The organism is Halomonas saccharevitans (genome assembly GCF_900116405.1).
In the GTDB taxonomy this organism is placed as follows: Bacteria; Pseudomonadota; Gammaproteobacteria; order Pseudomonadales; family Halomonadaceae; genus Halomonas; species Halomonas saccharevitans.
In genome coordinates this window covers 38,840-54,021 of sequence record NZ_FPAQ01000015.1, presented here as the reverse complement: position 1 = coordinate 54,021, position 15,182 = coordinate 38,840, and the positions used below count along the sequence as shown (strand labels likewise).

Genomic DNA, 15,182 nt, shown 5'->3' with positions numbered 1-15,182 from the left:
CGCCTCAGGGCCCACTGTGGGGTTTACACCGCTAGGGCAGCGGCAGCAGCTCCCTACGCAGCCGGCGAAGGGCTTCGGGGTCGCTGCTGTCCGGCCACAGCCACAGCCGACGCCCCTCGATCCAGAGCCCGATCAGCCAGGGGCCGAGGTAGTCGCAGCGCAGGCTGACCGGCCGCCAGGCCTCGTCAACGTGATCGCGCCAGGCCGCACTGGTCTCCCCGGCCGCCGTCGGCGTGAGGCGCAGCTGCCCCGAGCGTCGGTCACGCGCCATCAGGGCCAGCGTCCCGGCCAGCAGGCACACCGCCAAGGCGCCTGCCCAGGTGGCCGCCGCGACGCTGACCAGGCCGGCAACCATGGCGGCCACCAGCCCCTGAGCCGCAAGCGCGACCCTAGAGGTTGCGATAGTGATCGTTGTCGGTGGTCTCGGCATGCTCGACGATCAGCTTGACGATGCGGCGCCGCGCCGGGTCCTCGGGCCATTCACGGCGCATCAGCCAGACGAACAGGTCCTGATCCTCCTCGTCGATCAGAGCCCTGAACGCCGCCTGGTCCGCCTCGTCCAGATCGCCATAGCGCTGTTCGAGGAAGGGAATCAACAGCAGGTCCAGTTCCCACATGCCACGACGCGAGTGCCAATAGAGGCGTTTGCGCAGGGCGGCTTCCGGAGACGAATCGTCGTTCAAGGTCGGCCTCGTTGAGTCGAGTGGATGTGACAGCAGTATACCCGAGCCCCTGGCCGGCGGCAGCCCGCCTCTGAATCATGCGCCACAACGCTCGGCAAAAGGTCGTAGTGCGTTGTTTTATCGAGATTTGCCCAGTATGCTTTGGAAAACAACAACGCCCGGATCACGCCGACCCCGGCAGGACCGCACGGAGACGAGTCGATGACCAAGTCCGAACTGATCGAGCAGATCGCCATGCGACAGCCGGAGCTGTCGGTAAAGGAGGTCGAGGCGGCGGTACGCCTGATCCTCGACGACATTACCGACACCCTATCCGAAGGAGGCCGGGTAGAGATCCGCGGCTTCGGCAGCTTCTCGCTGCACTACCGCGAGCCGCGGGTCGGCCGGAACCCCAAGACGGGGGAACCGGTCGCACTCGACGGCAAGTTCGTGCCACACTTCAAGCCCGGCAAGGAGTTGCGCGAACAGGTGGATGCCAGCCGCGCACTCGGCTACTGAACGGCGTCCCACGATCGCCGTCCCTCCTTCAACCGACACGGGAACATTGCACATGCGTTGGCTCAAAGGCCTGATCCTGGCCATCATTTTGTTGGCGGTGCTGCTGATCGGCATCCTCTTTGCCGTCAACAACCAGCAGACCCTGCCCCTGAACCTGATCTGGATCGAGCTCCCCGCCGCCTCGCTCTCCGTCTGGCTGCTGGCCTCGCTGACCGCGGGCGTGCTGCTCGGCATGATCGCCATGAGCGGCGTCTATCTGCGCCTGCGCACCCTGCTGACCCGCGCCCAGCGCCATAACCAGCAGCAGCGTAAGGAGCTCGATCGTCTGCGCGTCCAGGAGATGAAGGAACTCTCCTAGATGCCCGACGTGCTCTTGCTGGCCCTGCTGGTGGCAGCGATCGCCGCCGGCTGGTGGCTGGGCCGACGAGAACGCCCGAAGGGCGACGCCTCTTCCGCGACGCCCTCCCTGGCGCGAGACTACTTCGTCGGCCTCAACTACCTGCTCAACGACCAGCAGGACCAGGCCATCGAGACCTTCATCGGTGCACTGGAGGTCAACAGCGATACCGTCGAGACCCACCTGGCCCTGGGCAACCTCTTTCGCAATCGCAGCGAAGCCGACCGGGCGCTGAAGATCCATCAGAACCTGCTCGCCCGGCCGACACTGACCAGCGATCAAAGCGAGCGGGTGCAGCTCGAGCTTTCCCGCGACTTCCTGGCGCTTGGCCTGCTCGACCGTGCGGAACGTCTGCTCGAGGGCCTGGTGCGCGACACTCACGACAGCGAGCTTCGCCGATCGGCCAGACGACTGCTGATCGATCTGTTCGAGCGCGAGCGCGAGTGGCAAGCGGCACTGGACGTGGCACTGCCCAAGCTGGTGCGCCAGCACGACGACATCCGCCGCGCGGCGGCCCACTGGCTCTGCGAGCTGGCCGAAGAGGAACGCCACTCGGCAAGCCCGGTACTGGCCAGGCGACACCTGCGTCAGGCGCTGGCCACCGATGCGCGCTGCGTGCGCGCCAACCTGCTGTTGGCCGCCATGGCTCAGGACACCGGCCAGTACAAGCAGGCCATCAAGCTACTGCGACGCATTCCCGAGCAGGACGCCAGCTACACGCCGCTCATGCTCGAGCCGCTGGCCCATGCCTATCGGCTGCTGGACGACGAAGAGGGGCTGGTCCGCTGCCTGCGGGAACTGCTCGACGAAGTGCCCTCCACGTCCGTGATCAGCCTGCTGGCCGAGACGCTCTATCATCAGGGACGTGATGAGGACGCGGTCGCGCTGATCCGCGAGCAGCTCGAACGACAGCCGAGCCTGGAGGCGATTCACCAGCTACTGTCGCTATCGCGGCGCCACCCGCGGGAAGAGGACGAGCGCATCGAACTACTCGAGCGCCATACCCAAGCACTGGTCCGTGCCCGCCCTCGTCACCGCTGCCGGCGCTGCGGCTTCGCCACCGCGACGCTGCACTGGCAGTGCCCGCGCTGTCGCAGCTGGGGCACCACTCAGCCGATCGACGCCGCCGACGGGAGCTAGACTCGCCTCAGCCGGCGGCCAGCTCCGCTTCTATTGCCGCCAGCGCCGCCATGGGATCCTCCGCCTGCGTGACGGGGCGCCCCACCACCTGATGCGTGCTGCCCGCCCGCAGGGCGTCGAGAGGCGTCATCACGCGACGCTGATCCCCGGCGGCGGCGAAGCTCGGCCGAATGCCGGGCGTCACCTTGAGGAAGTCAGGGCCGCAGAGCGTGGTCAGGCGATTCGCCTCCTGAGCCGAACAGACCACGCCATGCATGCCGCTGTCGCGGGCCAGCACGGCCAGGCGTTCGACCTGCTCCGCGGGAGGCGTCGATACGCCCACCTCGGACAGATCCTCGGCCTCCATGCTGGTCAGCACCGTCACCGCAATCAGGTGAGTGGACAGCCCGTAACGATCCAGTCGCTCCCGGGCGGCCTCCATCATGCGCCGCCCCCCGCCGGCATGCACGTTGACCATCCATACGCCCTGCTCGGCCGCCGCCTGGACGGCTCCGGCCACGGTGTTGGGAATGTCGTGGAACTTGAGATCCAGAAACACCTCGAAGCCTCGACCGTGCAGCGCCTCGAGGATATCCGGGCCGCTGCGGGTAAACAGCTCCTTGCCCACCTTGAGCCGGCAGCGTGAGGGATCGAGGCGATCGGCCATGCACAGTGCGGCGTCCAGGGAGGCATAGTCGAGGGCGATGATCAGGGGAGAAGCGGTGGACACGGTCGGGCTCCTGGCAGGGTGAAGGAATCGCCCCAGTATATCAGTGATGGCCTACGCCGCTGGGGCAAAGACGCCGGCATCGCCTCCGTGATGGCTTACGCCACAGCGGTACGATCTCTGACGAGGCGATAGCGTCCGGCGCGCTAGCTTGAAGGGGACGAGCCGGTGCACAGAGGCAACGGCCCGCATCCCAGGACTCAAGGAGAGCCACCATGACCCACGCCCTCAAGAACCGCCTGACCTGCCTGATGCTGACGATACTGCTGGGCCTCGCCCCTCTCGCCGCCAGCCAGGCCCTGGCCCAGGAGATGTCACCGATCGACATCAACGCCGCCGATGCGGCGCTGCTGGCCGAACTGCCCGGCATCGGCCCGAGCAAGGCCACGGCGATCGTCGAAGATCGCGAGGCCAATGGCCCCTATGAGAACGCCGAGGATCTGACGCGGGTCAGCGGCATCGGCGAGGTCACGGTAGACGGCCTGGCCGACCAGATCACCTTCTGATCACGCCGCGTCGCTCACCGTATTCAAACACGCCTCATCCATCGCGGGCAGCGATGCCGGCCGCACCTCGGCCGGCATCGCCACGCAGCACGCCGACAGAACGCGGGGCGAGAACATCGTGCCCGCAGAATCCCAAGCCTGGAGCCCTAGAGCCTCAGCCCGCCATCGCACTCGATCACCCGCCCAGTGAAGTACTCGTTGGTCATGATGAAGGCGACACTTTCGGCGATATCCTCGGGCTGGCCGAGACGCCGGAGCGGCACTCCCGAGGTCAGCTTCTCGAGCATGTCCTCGCGCATCGAGGCGGTCATGTCGGTCTCGATGAAGCCCGGCGCCACCGCGCCCACGCGAATACCGTAGCGCGAAAGCTCCCCCGCCCAGGTGGTGGTCAGCGCCACCACCCCGGCCTTGGCCGCCGCGTAGTTACTCTGGCCCATGTTGCCGGCCCGCGAGATGCTCGAGATATTGACGATGACGCCCTGGTGGCCCGCCTCGATCATCTGTGAAGCCGCCTCCCGGCCGCACAGGAAAACGCCGGTGAGGTTGACGTCGATCACCTGCTGCCACTGCGACAGGGGCAGCGTCTTCTCCACCTTGCCGTCCTTCGCCTTGACCAGCAGCCCGTCCTTGACGATCCCGGCATTGTTCACCAGACCCTGGATCGGCCCCAGCGACGCGAGGATATCGCTAAAGGCCTGCTGCACCGAGGCCTCATCGGCCACGTTGACGATGAAGCCCCGCGACGCGATCCCCTCGGCGTGCAGGAGGGAGACGGCCTGATCCAGGGCGTCGCCGTCGAGATCCATCAGGGCGAGACGCGCCCCCTGGCGGCCCAGCCGCCGTGCCATGGCCAGGCCCAGGCCGCGAGCGCCACCGGTGATGGCGATTACGGTATTGTCGAATGTCATGTGCGCTTCTCCAGGAGACAGGGACTCGCACGATCACAGACTCAAGCCGACCCTCGAGGAGACCTGGACGGCCTGCATAACCTTATGACCTTGCGATTAGCGCTACTTTAACGAAGCCTGGAAGGATATTCCACGACGCCGCCCCGCCGCCCCGACGGCTTGAATTCTGGCACCGCGCCCCCATCACCAGCGCAACTGTCATCCGCGGAGCCACCATGCCCATTCTTCTTATATTCACCCTCTTCGCCCTCCTCGACTTCGTCATCCTCTTCTCGGTGGGCAGCCACATCGGCCTGCTCACCACCTTGGGGCTGGTCCTGGCGACCGGCTTCATCGGCCTGCATCTGATCCGCCGCGAGGGCGTGGCCACCTTCGCCCGCGCCCAGGAGCGCATGAACCAGGGGGAGATCCCCTCGGGCGAGCTTCTGACCGGGGCGGCGCTGATCTTCGGCGGCGCGCTGCTGATGGCGCCGGGCTTTCTCTCCGACGCCCTGGGCTTCATGTGCCTGATCCCCAATGCCCGGCGCCTGCTGGCCAAGTCGCTCACCTGGCTGGGGGTACGCATGAAGGGGCTGCACGTTCGCGCCGAGACCTACCGCCCGCGCCAGGGCAGCGATGCCGACTGGCAGCAGGCGAGCCCACACGGGGATGACGCGACCGAGCGTCGCGACGAGCCGGGCAGCACCGGCGATGACCGCCCGCTGGAGGGCGATTTCATCTCCCGGGACGAGAGGCGCTGATCAGGCAAAAAATTTTCACGGCAGCCCTTGAAAGCGCCCTGCCGAGCCCCACCTATCCGACAGCATCGGAATTCGGCCCGGGGAAGCGCTTCGGGCCATCGACAAGGAAGGCGATAACCGCCTCCACCCCGCAGCTAGCCTGCGGGTTGATGATGAAAACCGCCGGACATTGATTGCCGGCACAGCAAACCATCAGGAGAACGTGAGCAATGAACATCCGTCCCTTGCACGATCGCGTCGTCATCCGTCGCGTTGAAGAAGAGCAGAAGACTGCAGGCGGCATCGTGCTCCCGGGCAGCGCTCAGGAAAAGCCGACTCGTGGCGAAGTCCTCGCCGTCGGTAACGGCCGGATTCTGGATAGCGGCGACGTGCGCCCGCTCGACGTCAAGGTCGGCGACACCGTGATCTTCAAGGATGGCTTCGGCGTCGAGAAGCAGAAGATCGACGGCGAAGAAGTGCTGATCATGAGCGAGTCCGACATCCTGGCCGTTGTCGAAGGCTGAGCCGCGACCCGCCAGCAATCGCCCGATACTGACGTTCACGAACTCACAGGAAGCATACGAAAATGGCAGCGAAACAAGTCAAGTTCTCCAGTGATGCACGCACTCGCATGGCGCAAGGCGTCGACACCCTGGCCAACGCGGTCAAGGTTACTCTGGGACCGAAGGGCCGCAACGTGGTGATCGAGAAGTCCTTCGGCGCCCCGACCGTCACCAAGGACGGTGTCTCCGTGGCCAAGGAGATCGAGCTCAAGGACAAGTTCGAGAACATGGGCGCGCAGATGGTCAAGGAAGTCGCTTCCAAGACCTCCGACGTCGCCGGTGACGGCACCACCACCGCTACCGTGCTGGCCCAGTCCATCGTGACCGAGGGCCTGAAGGGCGTGATCGCCGGCATGAACCCGATGGACCTGAAGCGCGGCATCGACCAGGCCGTCATCGCTGCGGTCAAGGAAGTCGAGGCCCTGTCCGTGCCCTGCACCGACACCAACGCCATCGCCCAGGTCGGCACCATCTCCGCCAACGGCGACAAGCGCATCGGTGAGATCATCGCCGAGGCGATGGAAAAGGTCGGCAAGGAAGGCGTCATCACCGTCGACGAAGGCCGTGGCTTCGAGGACGAGCTGGACGTCGTGGAAGGCATGCAGTTCGACCGCGGCTACCTGTCGCCGTACTTCGTGACCAACCAGGACACCATGGCCGTGGAACTGGAAGATCCGTTCATCCTGCTGGTGGACAAGAAGATCTCCAACATCCGCGAACTGCTGCCGACCCTCGAGGCCGTCGCCAAGGCCGGCAAGCCGCTGGTGATCATCGCCGAGGACATCGAAGGCGAGGCGCTGGCCACCCTGGTGGTCAACACCATGCGCGGCATCGTCAAGGTCGCGGCCGCCAAGGCGCCGGGCTTCGGTGACCGTCGCAAGGCCATGCTGCAGGACATCGCCATCCTCACCGGTGGCACCGTGATCTCCGAGGAAGTGGGTCTGGACCTCGAGCAGGCCACCCTGGACCACCTGGGCACCGCCAAGCGCGTGACCATGTCCAAGGAGAACACCACCATCATCGATGGCGCCGGCAACGACAATGACATCGAGGCCCGCGTCAGCCAGATCCGCGCCCAGATCGAGGAGACCTCCTCCGATTACGATCGCGAGAAGCTCCAGGAGCGCGTCGCCAAGCTGGCCGGCGGTGTCGCCGTCATCCGCGTCGGTGCTGCCACCGAAGTCGAGATGAAGGAGAAGAAGGCCCGCGTCGAGGACGCCCTGCACTCCACCCGCGCCGCCGTCGAGGAAGGCGTGGTACCCGGGGGCGGTACCGCCCTGGTGCGCGTGCTGACCCGTATCGCCGGCCTCAAGGGCGATAACGAGGACCAGACCCACGGCATCGCCATCGCCGTGCGCGCCATGGAAGCCCCGCTGCGCCAGATCGTCGCCAACGCCGGTCAGGAGGCCTCCGTCATCCTGAACCGCGTCAAGGACGGTGAGGGCAACTTCGGCTACAACGCCCAGACCGGCGAGTTCGGCGACCTGTTCGAGATGGGCGTGCTGGACCCGGCCAAGGTCACCCGCTCCGCGCTGCAGTCCGCTGGCTCCGTCGCCGGCCTCATGATCACCACCGAGTGCATGATCGCCGACGATCCGGACGAGAAGGATGCCGGTGGCGCCGACATGGGCGGCATGGGCGGCATGGGTGGCATGGGCGGCATGATGTAAATCGCCCTCCCCCAGGCCTCGCCTGAGACCAGCCCCGCCGGGAAACCGGCGGGGCTTTTTATTGCCAGCCTCAAGCGCCGGGCGACAAGCGCCAAGGGCTCCGGCGGCTTGGCCGCTTGGCGGCTTGGCGGCTTGGCGGCTTGGCGGCTTGGCGGCTTGGCGGCTTGGCGGCTTGGCGGCTTGGCGGCTTGGCGGCTTGGCGGCTTGGCGGCTTGGCAATGTAAAATACGTATCCTGACCCACATCACCATCAGGCCTTCCCGAGCCCCATGCTATCGAACATCCGTATCGTCCTCGTCCAGACCTACCATCCCGGCAATATCGGTGCCGCGGCTCGCGCCATGAAGACCATGGGCCTCACCGACCTGGTGCTGGTCAACCCGCGCTGCTTCCCCGACCCGGAGGCCTCCCGGCTGGCCGCCGGGGCCGAGGACCTCATCGACACGGCCCGGGTGGTGAGCTCGCTCACCGAGGCGGTGAGCGACTGCGTGCAGGTGGTAGGCGCCAGCGCCCGGCTGCGCAGCCTGCCGCTGCCGCACTTCGACGAGCCGACCGAGATGGCCCGCGACATCGTCGAACAGGCCGCCGATGACCCGGTGGCGCTGGTCTTCGGTCGCGAGCGCTTCGGGCTGACCAACGACGAGATCCGCTGCTGCAGCCATCAGGTGAGCATCCCGGCCAACCCGGACTACGGCATCCTCAACCTCGCCCAGGCCGTGCAGGTGCTCGCCCATGAGGTGTTCACCGCCTGGCGACAGCGCCCGGAGAGCGACTTTCGCTTGGCACGCCCGAGCCAGGATCGCCAGCCATCCCGGGAGCAGCTGGGCCACTTCCACGATCACCTGACGCGCGTCATCGAGCGCAGCGGCTTCATCACCCAGCCCCACGCGCGCACCGAGGCGCAGCTCCAGGCGCTGTTCGCCCGGGCCCGGCCGTCGCGCAAGGAGCTCTCGCTGCTGCGCGGCCTGCTCGCCTCGCTGGAGCAGCATCTCCCCGACGAGGGGCTTCCTGACGAGGGGCTCTGCGACGACCGACTCAGCGACGACTGACTCTCCGGCGAATCGGGGGTAGATACGACGACGGCGGCCCAAGGGCCGCCGTCGTCGGTGGTGCTCATCACGCCGAGCGCGCGATCACAGGGTCATCGCCGCCAGCCAGCCGAAGCCGATCAACGGGATGTTGTAGTGCAGGAAGGTCGGCACCACGCTGTCCCAGATGTGGTCGTGCTGGCGGTCGACGTTGAGCCCCGAGGTCGGCCCGAGGGTCGAGTCCGAGGCCGGCGAGCCGGCGTCGCCCAGCGCCGCCGCGGTGCCCACCAGCGCCACGGTGGCCAGCGGCGAGAAGCCGAACTGGACCGCCAGGGGCACGAAGATCGCGGCGATGATCGGGATGGTCGAGAACGACGAGCCGATCCCCAGGGTGATGAACAGGCCCACCAGAAGCATCAGCAGCGCGGCCAGGCCGCGGTTGTCGCCGATGATCTCGGCGCTGGCGGTCACCAGGGTCTCGACCTCGCCGGTGGCGGTCATCACCGCGGCGAAGCCCGAGGCCGAGATCATGATGAAGCCGATCAGCGCCATCATCCGCATGCCGCTGGTGAACAGGTCATCGGCCTCTCGCCATTTGAAGATCCCGCCCAGCGAAAGCAGCGCGAAGCCCACCAGGCCGCCCAGCACCATCGAGCCGGTGTAGAGCTGGATGCCCAGCGCCGCGACAATGGCGACGATCGACATCGCCACGCCCAGCGCATGAGGCTCCTGGGCCTCGGAATGGTGGTGCGGCACGTTGCTCGTGGCCACCTCTGCCGCCTCGTAGTCGCGCGGTTTGCGATAGCTCACGAACACCGCGAAGAGCAGCCCCAGCGCCATGCCGCCCACCGGCACGCCCATGGCCACGGGCACCATGCCGCGGGTGATCTCGAGACCCAGCGCCTCGCCGGCCTGATTGATGTTGGCCAGCAGGATGTCGTTGAGAAAGATCGCCCCGAAGCCCACCGGCAGCAGCATGTAGGGCGCCGTCAGGCCGAAGGTCAGCGCACAGGCCACCGCACGGCGGTCCAGGCGTAGCTGGTTCATCACCTTGAGCAGCGGCGGGATCAGGATCGGGATGAAGGCGATGTGCACCGGGATCAGGTTCTGCGAGGAGATCGCCACCAGCAGCACCGAGCCGAGCAGCAGGTACTTCACCGTGGCCTGGCGACTGGCCGAGGCCTCGTGGCCCAGCAGCGCGATCAGCCGTCGCGCCAGCAGATCGGGCAGCCCCGAGCGCGAGATCGCCACCGCGAAGGCGCCCAGGGTCGCATAGGCCAGGGCCACCTTGGCGCCGCCGCCGACCCCGTCGTTGAAGGCCGCGAGCGTCTCCGTCACGGAGAGCCCCCCGACCAGCCCGCCGGCCAGCGCCCCGACCACCAGGGCGAAGACCACCGACACCCGCGCCAGTGATAGCCCCACCATCACCAGCACCGCAACAATTACCGCATTCATGAGAGATTCCCGACAATGGAGTTGGATTCAGACGAAACGGCGCGGGATTTTACCAGATGGCGACCGGCCCTGCCGGGTGCGGGCGTCGGGAATGTCATCGCTACGTCATCGAATCTTCATGGCGCTGTCACGGTCATCGGCGATAACGAGAATACGCGGCAAGGGAGACTGCCGAGTTCGGTGACAGGGACGCCTGGGGCAGGAAGCCCCACAGGGAGCAAGGCATCAAGGCGATGCCCAGGGAGGAGTGCGACCGCCACGGCGCCCGCGTCGTGGCGTTTTTCATGAGCGCTCATCGAGACCCTCCCACCCCGGCACACGGCGGCGGATCCGCCTCGAGAAATCGGGGGCGTCATGGGCCTGCCTGGCGCGCTCGGTGATATCGCCGAGACGTCGCAGCTCACCGAGGCGGTATCCGTCGACGAGGCCGCCCTGCTCATGGACATAGCCCGGCAACAGGCCGCTGAGCAGCAGGCGGTGATCGAGCGGCAGTCCCTCGGTGATCTGGCGCATCATGGCGAACACCAGGGTCGTGCAGTTGGCGGTGACGATGTGATAGAAACGCGGTTCGCGGGCCAGGTCGTTGGCCGACGCCACCAGGGCCAGCAGCAGGTCGCGACGGGCCTCGGGCGGAAGGGTGACATGGTAGAGCGTGACCCGCTCACCGCGCACGTTGCTGCGCAGGCGCACCGCGTCACGCTCATCGGCCGCGATGATCGCCAGCTCGTACTGCTTGAAGAAGCCACCGATCTCCGAGAAGCGCTCGTGGCGCGCTCGGCGCACCTCCACCGAGAAGGCGACGAAGTCGTCGATGCGGCCGTCGTCACCGGCGAAGCCGAAGGAGATCAGCACATGGGCGATGCCCGGCCGCCCCCAGCTCGAGACGATCAGGTCCACCGTGCTCAGGCGCTTCAGATCGTAGACGCGCCGCTCCCAGCCGCCCACGGCGATATCCCGGGTCTGCCAGTCGAAATGGCGAACATGGTGCAGGGTCAGCCGCCCCCCCTCGACCCGGCCGGTGGCAAGATGGGCCACGTCCTCGGCCCAGTCCCGCTCCTTCTGTGGCGCGAGTCGCCGCCACCAGGCCAGCAGCCCGCCCAGCTGCACGCCCATGCCGGCAAGCGCCGCGAGAGACGCTCCCTGCCAGGCCAGCCACAGCCAGCCCGCTCCCGCCGCCAGCCAGAGCCCCGCTCCGCCCCACCGCCAGGGCCAGGGCCACGGCAGACGATGGCCCAGGGCCAGCATCCCCCATAGGGTGGCGATCACGGTCCCCAGCAGCAGCAGGCCGTCAAGCATTGCCATGATCATCGTCGACCTCGCGCGCATGAAGGGGCGAGGCCAGAGAACACGGCGACTCGCCGTGCGTCACCGTCCCCACGGGACAGGCCCGAAGATTCGGTCACGGCGCTCGGCGCGCGAACCAGGCGTCGCGCCAGCCATCCACCAGCTCACGCTGGTGGGGCTGCAGCGCCTGATAGGCCCAGGCGGCGATCTCCTCGTTCTGGGGGTCGGGCACGGTGATCGCGCCGCCCGTCAGCGCCTCGATCACCGCATGGCCACACAGCGGCACGTAGCCCTCCGAATAACCGCCCTCGTGGATCATCACCAGCCGGCCGTCGCAGACCCGCTCGGCGAGCGCCATCAGCTGGCGGGTCATCTCACCGAAGGCCGCGCTGTTGAGCAGCATCTTGCCCAGCGGGTCCTTGGCGCAGGCGTCATAGCCGCAGGCCACCACGATCAACTCGGGCCGGAAGGCCTCGAGGGCCGGCAGCACCAGCTCGCGCATGGCGTGGGCGTAGGCGCCGAGGCCGCAGCCGGGGGGGAGCGGCAGGTTGAGGCAGGTCCCCTCGCCGGCCCCCTCCCCCTGCTCCTCGAAGGAGCCGGTGTCCAGCGGGTAGTTGCCCGCCTGGTGGATCGAGACCGTAAGCACCTCGGGGTCATCGTAGAAGGCGGCCTGCTGGCCGTTACCGTGGTGGACGTCCCAGTCGAGGATCGCCACCCGCCCCACCTGCCCCAGGGCGCGGGCGCGCATCACCGCGACCGGGATGTTGCCCAGCAGGCAGAAGCCGCGGCCGCGATCGGCCTCGGCATGGTGGCCGGGCGGCCGGCAGAGCGCATAGCCGCGCGAAAGCTCCCCGGTGGCCACCGCCTCCACCGCCGCGATGGCGAGTCCCGCCGACTGGCGCGCGGCGGCCAGGCTGCCCGGCGTATAGGGCGCGCAGTCGCCGCCGTTGCCGCCCAGGGCGCGATCCCCGGCCTCGAGCGCATCCAGGTAGCGCGGGGTGTGAAAGCGCTCGAGGTCCTCGCGGCCCGCCGGCCGGGGCTTGCGCACGCAAAGCTCATCGATCAGCCCGGAGACCTCCAGCAGGTTCTTGAGGCGCCGCTTGCTCTCCGCGCTCTCGGAGGCGGACTGGGGCTGCAGGAACTCGCCCGGCGCCGAGAAGACGCCGATGGCCCCCGGGTCGTGCCAGAAGCACCGCTCGTGCCAGAAAAAACCGGTGGTGGGCGCTCCTGAGGCCGAACCGTCCGAACGATCGAGGCTCACGAACTGCCCTCCAGCCGCTCCCAGACCTCGATGGCCGCGGCCAGGTCCTCGAGCGACGCGCCCACCGACTTGAACAGCGTGATGGCCTCCGGCGAGGAGCGCCCCGAATGCTCGCCGCGCAGCAGCTCGGCGAGCTCGGCCCGGATATCATCGAAGGCGAAGTGCCCCTCGTCGACGGCCTGCAGGATATCGCCCGCCTCGCCCCGGGCGCCGGGATAGGTATCGACGAACACCTCGCTGCGGGCCAGGCACTCGCCGTCGGTCTCGCGCATGCTCGGCCGGAAGGCGCCGATCAGGTCGAGATGCGTGCCGGGCGAGAGCCAGTCGCCGTGGATCAGCGGCTGGGTGGAGAGGGTCACGCAGCTGATCAGGTCGGCGTCGCGGGTCGCCGCCTCGAGGTCGCTGACCACGGCGGTGTCGAAGCGATCGGCATACTCGGCCGCCAGCCGCTCGGCCTTCTCGGGATGACGCCCCCAGATCCGTACCGTCGCGATGGGGCGCACCGCGGCATGGGCCTCGATCACCATCGGGGCCAGCTTACCGGTGCCCACCACCAGCAGGGTCGAGGCGTCATCGCGGGCCAGTTCCCGAGCCGCCAGCGCCGAGGCGGCGGCGGTACGCCGCCGAGTCAGCTCGCCGCCATCGAGACACGCCAGGGGGCGCCCGTGGTTTCCCTCGCTGAGCAGGTAGGCACCGGAGATGGCCGGAAGGCCCCGGTCGGCGTTCTGCGGAAAGACGTTGACCATCTTCATGCCGATGTAGCCGGCCCGCTCCCAGGCCGGCATCAGCAGCATGGTGGCCTCGCCATCCGGCCGATGCATGGCGTGGTGGTGACGCGGCGGCGACTCCACGCCCTCACGGAAGGTGGTCGCCAGCCGCTCGACCAGCGCCGGCCAGTCGAGCGACGTCGCCACCTCCTTGTCGGTGATGATGCGCATCTCAGCCCTCCGGAAGCGCCGCGGTGACCATGATCTCCACCTTCCATTCGGGCTTGGCGAGCTTGGCCTCGGTGGCGGCCCGCACCGGCGGGCGCCCCGGCACCACCCAGCTGTCCCAGGCGGCGTTCATCTGGTCGAACTCCGCCATGCTGGTCACCCAGATCTGGGCGGCGATCAGCTGCTCCTTGGAGGTGCCGGCGCGGGCCAGCAGGTCGTCGATGCGCGCCAGCACCTGCTCGGTCTGGCCGCGCATGTCGGCGCTTGGGTCCGTCGGCACCTGACCCGCCAGGTAGACGGTGCCGTTGTGCACGGTGATCTGGCTCATGCGCGCATTGCTGTCGTGATAGGTGACGGTCATGGCGTGGTCTCTCGTCGTGATGGCAGTCAGGCTGCGGTGAAGCCGCCGAGGAAGGCGGCCAGATTGTCGCCCAGATGCTCGGTGGGGTAGCCCCCCTCCTGCACCAGCACGGTGGGCAGGCCCAGGGCGGCGATGCGCCGCCCCACGGCGATGAAATCCTCGGTCTCGAGCGCCAGGCCGGCCAGCGGGTCGTCCTTGTGGGCATCGAGCCCCAGCGCCACGACCACGGACTCGGGCCGGAAGGCGTCGAGACGCTCGATCAGGCGATCCAGCTGCGCCAGGAAGGTCGCGCCGTCGCTGCCCAGGGGCAACGGCAGGTTGACGTTGGCGCCCGCCCCCTCGCCCTCCCCCGTCTCGTCGGCCCCGCCCCAGAAGAAGGGATAGAAGTCGGCGGGGTCGGCGTGCAGCGAGCCGGTCCAGACATCGCCGCGGCGATAGAAGATGTCCTGGGTGCCGTTGCCGTGGTGCAGGTCGACGTCGAGGATCGCCACGCGCGCATGCCGCTCGCGCAACACCGTGGCGGCCAGCGCCGCGTTGTTGAGAAAGCAGAAGCCCCCGGCTCGCTCGGGACCGGCATGGTGGCCCGGCGGACGACACAGCGCATAGGCCGCGCCCTCCCAGGCGAGCACCGTCTCGGCGGCGGCTTCGGCGCAGGCGGCGCTCGCCAGGATGCCGGCGAAGCTGTCGGCGGTCATCGGACAGGCCATGTCGTGCATGTGCCAGCCAACGAGCCCCACCGGGTGACGGGGATAGTGATGGCCGCCGCCGCAGGGATGGACGTTGGGCGCCACGATCTCGGCGGCGCCCGACAGCGCCTGCCAGCGGGCATGGATGGTCTCGAGGAAGTCGAGATAGCGCGGGGCATGAATGGCGGCCAGGCGCTCGCGCAGCCGGGGGCTATCGACCTCGGTGGGCGGCGTCAAGCACTGCCCCATGGATGAAAGACCCCGCGTCAGCAACTCGGCGCGCACGGGCCCCTCCGGCGAATCCACCGGTCGGCCGCGCAGCAGGAAGGTCGGCGGCGCGTGGCGCTCCTGGTCGGGATGGTAGAAGAGCTTCATGGAAGAG

At 68.0% G+C, this 15,182-nt stretch carries 18 protein-coding genes; 8 read left to right on the top strand and 10 right to left on the bottom strand.

Annotated elements, in window-relative coordinates:
- Window positions 1-31: 31 nt before the first annotated feature.
- Window positions 32-355 (bottom strand): hypothetical protein, encoded by a 324-nt coding sequence (locus BM388_RS08610; RefSeq protein WP_089849150.1) that lies wholly within the window; start codon window positions 353-355, stop codon window positions 32-34.
- A 34-nt stretch (window positions 356-389) separates the two neighbouring features.
- A complete protein-coding gene (locus BM388_RS08605; protein WP_089849148.1) occupies window positions 390-683 on the bottom strand; it encodes an FAD assembly factor SdhE in 294 nt (97 codons plus the stop codon).
- 162 nt (window positions 684-845) lie between these two features.
- Between BM388_RS08605 and BM388_RS08600 the strand changes: the two genes are divergently transcribed.
- The 3 genes from BM388_RS08600 to lapB are packed head-to-tail and all read left to right on the top strand — an operon-like array spanning window position 846 to window position 2,718.
- On the top strand, window positions 846-1,181 hold the full coding sequence (locus tag BM388_RS08600; protein WP_474123822.1) for an integration host factor subunit beta: 336 nt from the start codon (window positions 846-848) through the stop codon (window positions 1,179-1,181).
- Window positions 1,182-1,233: 52 nt separating this feature from the next.
- Window positions 1,234-1,539, top strand: a complete 306-nt coding sequence (locus BM388_RS08595) for a lipopolysaccharide assembly protein LapA domain-containing protein (protein WP_089849144.1) — start codon at window positions 1,234-1,236, stop codon at window positions 1,537-1,539.
- Complete coding sequence (lapB, locus tag BM388_RS08590; protein WP_089849141.1) at window positions 1,540-2,718, top strand: lipopolysaccharide assembly protein LapB; 1,179 nt, start codon at window positions 1,540-1,542, stop codon at window positions 2,716-2,718.
- A 7-nt stretch (window positions 2,719-2,725) separates the two neighbouring features.
- On the opposite strand, the gene pyrF is transcribed toward lapB, so the two are convergent.
- Entirely contained in the window at window positions 2,726-3,427 is a 702-nt protein-coding gene (gene pyrF / locus BM388_RS08585; RefSeq protein ID WP_089849139.1) for an orotidine-5'-phosphate decarboxylase, read from the bottom strand.
- A 212-nt stretch (window positions 3,428-3,639) separates the two neighbouring features.
- On the opposite strand from pyrF, the gene BM388_RS08580 reads away from it, so the two are divergent.
- Window positions 3,640-3,930, top strand: coding sequence for a ComEA family DNA-binding protein (locus tag BM388_RS08580; RefSeq protein ID WP_089849137.1), 291 nt, complete (start codon window positions 3,640-3,642; stop codon window positions 3,928-3,930).
- 146 nt (window positions 3,931-4,076) lie between these two features.
- On the opposite strand, the gene BM388_RS08575 is transcribed toward BM388_RS08580, so the two are convergent.
- Entirely contained in the window at window positions 4,077-4,838 is a 762-nt protein-coding gene (locus BM388_RS08575; protein ID WP_089849135.1) for an SDR family oxidoreductase, read from the bottom strand.
- Window positions 4,839-5,053: 215 nt separating this feature from the next.
- On the opposite strand from BM388_RS08575, the gene BM388_RS08570 reads away from it, so the two are divergent.
- The 4 genes from BM388_RS08570 to BM388_RS08555 all read left to right on the top strand — a co-directional run bounded on the left by BM388_RS08570 (window position 5,054) and on the right by BM388_RS08555 (window position 8,839).
- Window positions 5,054-5,578 (top strand): FxsA family protein, encoded by a 525-nt coding sequence (locus BM388_RS08570; RefSeq protein ID WP_089849133.1) that lies wholly within the window; start codon window positions 5,054-5,056, stop codon window positions 5,576-5,578.
- Between the two features lie 209 nt (window positions 5,579-5,787).
- Complete coding sequence (locus tag BM388_RS08565) at window positions 5,788-6,081, top strand: co-chaperone GroES (RefSeq protein WP_035595572.1); 294 nt, start codon at window positions 5,788-5,790, stop codon at window positions 6,079-6,081.
- Window positions 6,082-6,143: 62 nt separating this feature from the next.
- On the top strand, window positions 6,144-7,790 hold the full coding sequence (gene groL / locus BM388_RS08560) for a chaperonin GroEL (protein ID WP_089849131.1): 1,647 nt from the start codon (window positions 6,144-6,146) through the stop codon (window positions 7,788-7,790).
- A 269-nt stretch (window positions 7,791-8,059) separates the two neighbouring features.
- Complete coding sequence (locus BM388_RS08555; RefSeq protein WP_089849129.1) at window positions 8,060-8,839, top strand: RNA methyltransferase; 780 nt, start codon at window positions 8,060-8,062, stop codon at window positions 8,837-8,839.
- Between the two features lie 84 nt (window positions 8,840-8,923).
- Here BM388_RS08555 and BM388_RS08550 read toward each other — a convergent pair whose 3' ends face one another.
- From BM388_RS08550 to BM388_RS08525, 6 genes are all read right to left on the bottom strand, one after another.
- On the bottom strand, window positions 8,924-10,273 hold the full coding sequence (locus tag BM388_RS08550) for a Na+/H+ antiporter family protein (protein ID WP_089849126.1): 1,350 nt from the start codon (window positions 10,271-10,273) through the stop codon (window positions 8,924-8,926).
- A gap of 282 nt (window positions 10,274-10,555) precedes the next feature.
- Entirely contained in the window at window positions 10,556-11,581 is a 1,026-nt protein-coding gene (locus BM388_RS08545; protein WP_245781498.1) for an Lnb N-terminal periplasmic domain-containing protein, read from the bottom strand.
- A gap of 91 nt (window positions 11,582-11,672) precedes the next feature.
- Window positions 11,673-12,818 carry a class II histone deacetylase gene (locus tag BM388_RS08540; protein ID WP_089849124.1) on the bottom strand — a complete coding sequence of 382 codons (1,146 nt, stop codon included), beginning with the start codon at window positions 12,816-12,818 and terminating at the stop codon, window positions 11,673-11,675.
- Window positions 12,815-13,756, bottom strand: coding sequence for a bifunctional Delta(1)-pyrroline-2-carboxylate/Delta(1)-piperideine-2-carboxylate reductase (gene lhpI, locus BM388_RS08535; RefSeq protein WP_089849122.1), 942 nt, complete (start codon window positions 13,754-13,756; stop codon window positions 12,815-12,817). The genes BM388_RS08540 and lhpI overlap by 4 nt, the downstream gene beginning before the upstream one ends.
- Window position 13,757: 1 nt before the next feature.
- Window positions 13,758-14,114: a RidA family protein gene (locus BM388_RS08530; protein ID WP_089849121.1), complete on the bottom strand. Its 357-nt coding sequence runs from the start codon at window positions 14,112-14,114 to the stop codon at window positions 13,758-13,760.
- Between the two features lie 26 nt (window positions 14,115-14,140).
- The gene (locus tag BM388_RS08525; protein WP_089849119.1) at window positions 14,141-15,175 is read right to left on the bottom strand and encodes a histone deacetylase family protein; all 1,035 of its coding nucleotides are present in this window, start codon (window positions 15,173-15,175) and stop codon (window positions 14,141-14,143) included.
- Window positions 15,176-15,182 lie beyond the last annotated feature (7 nt).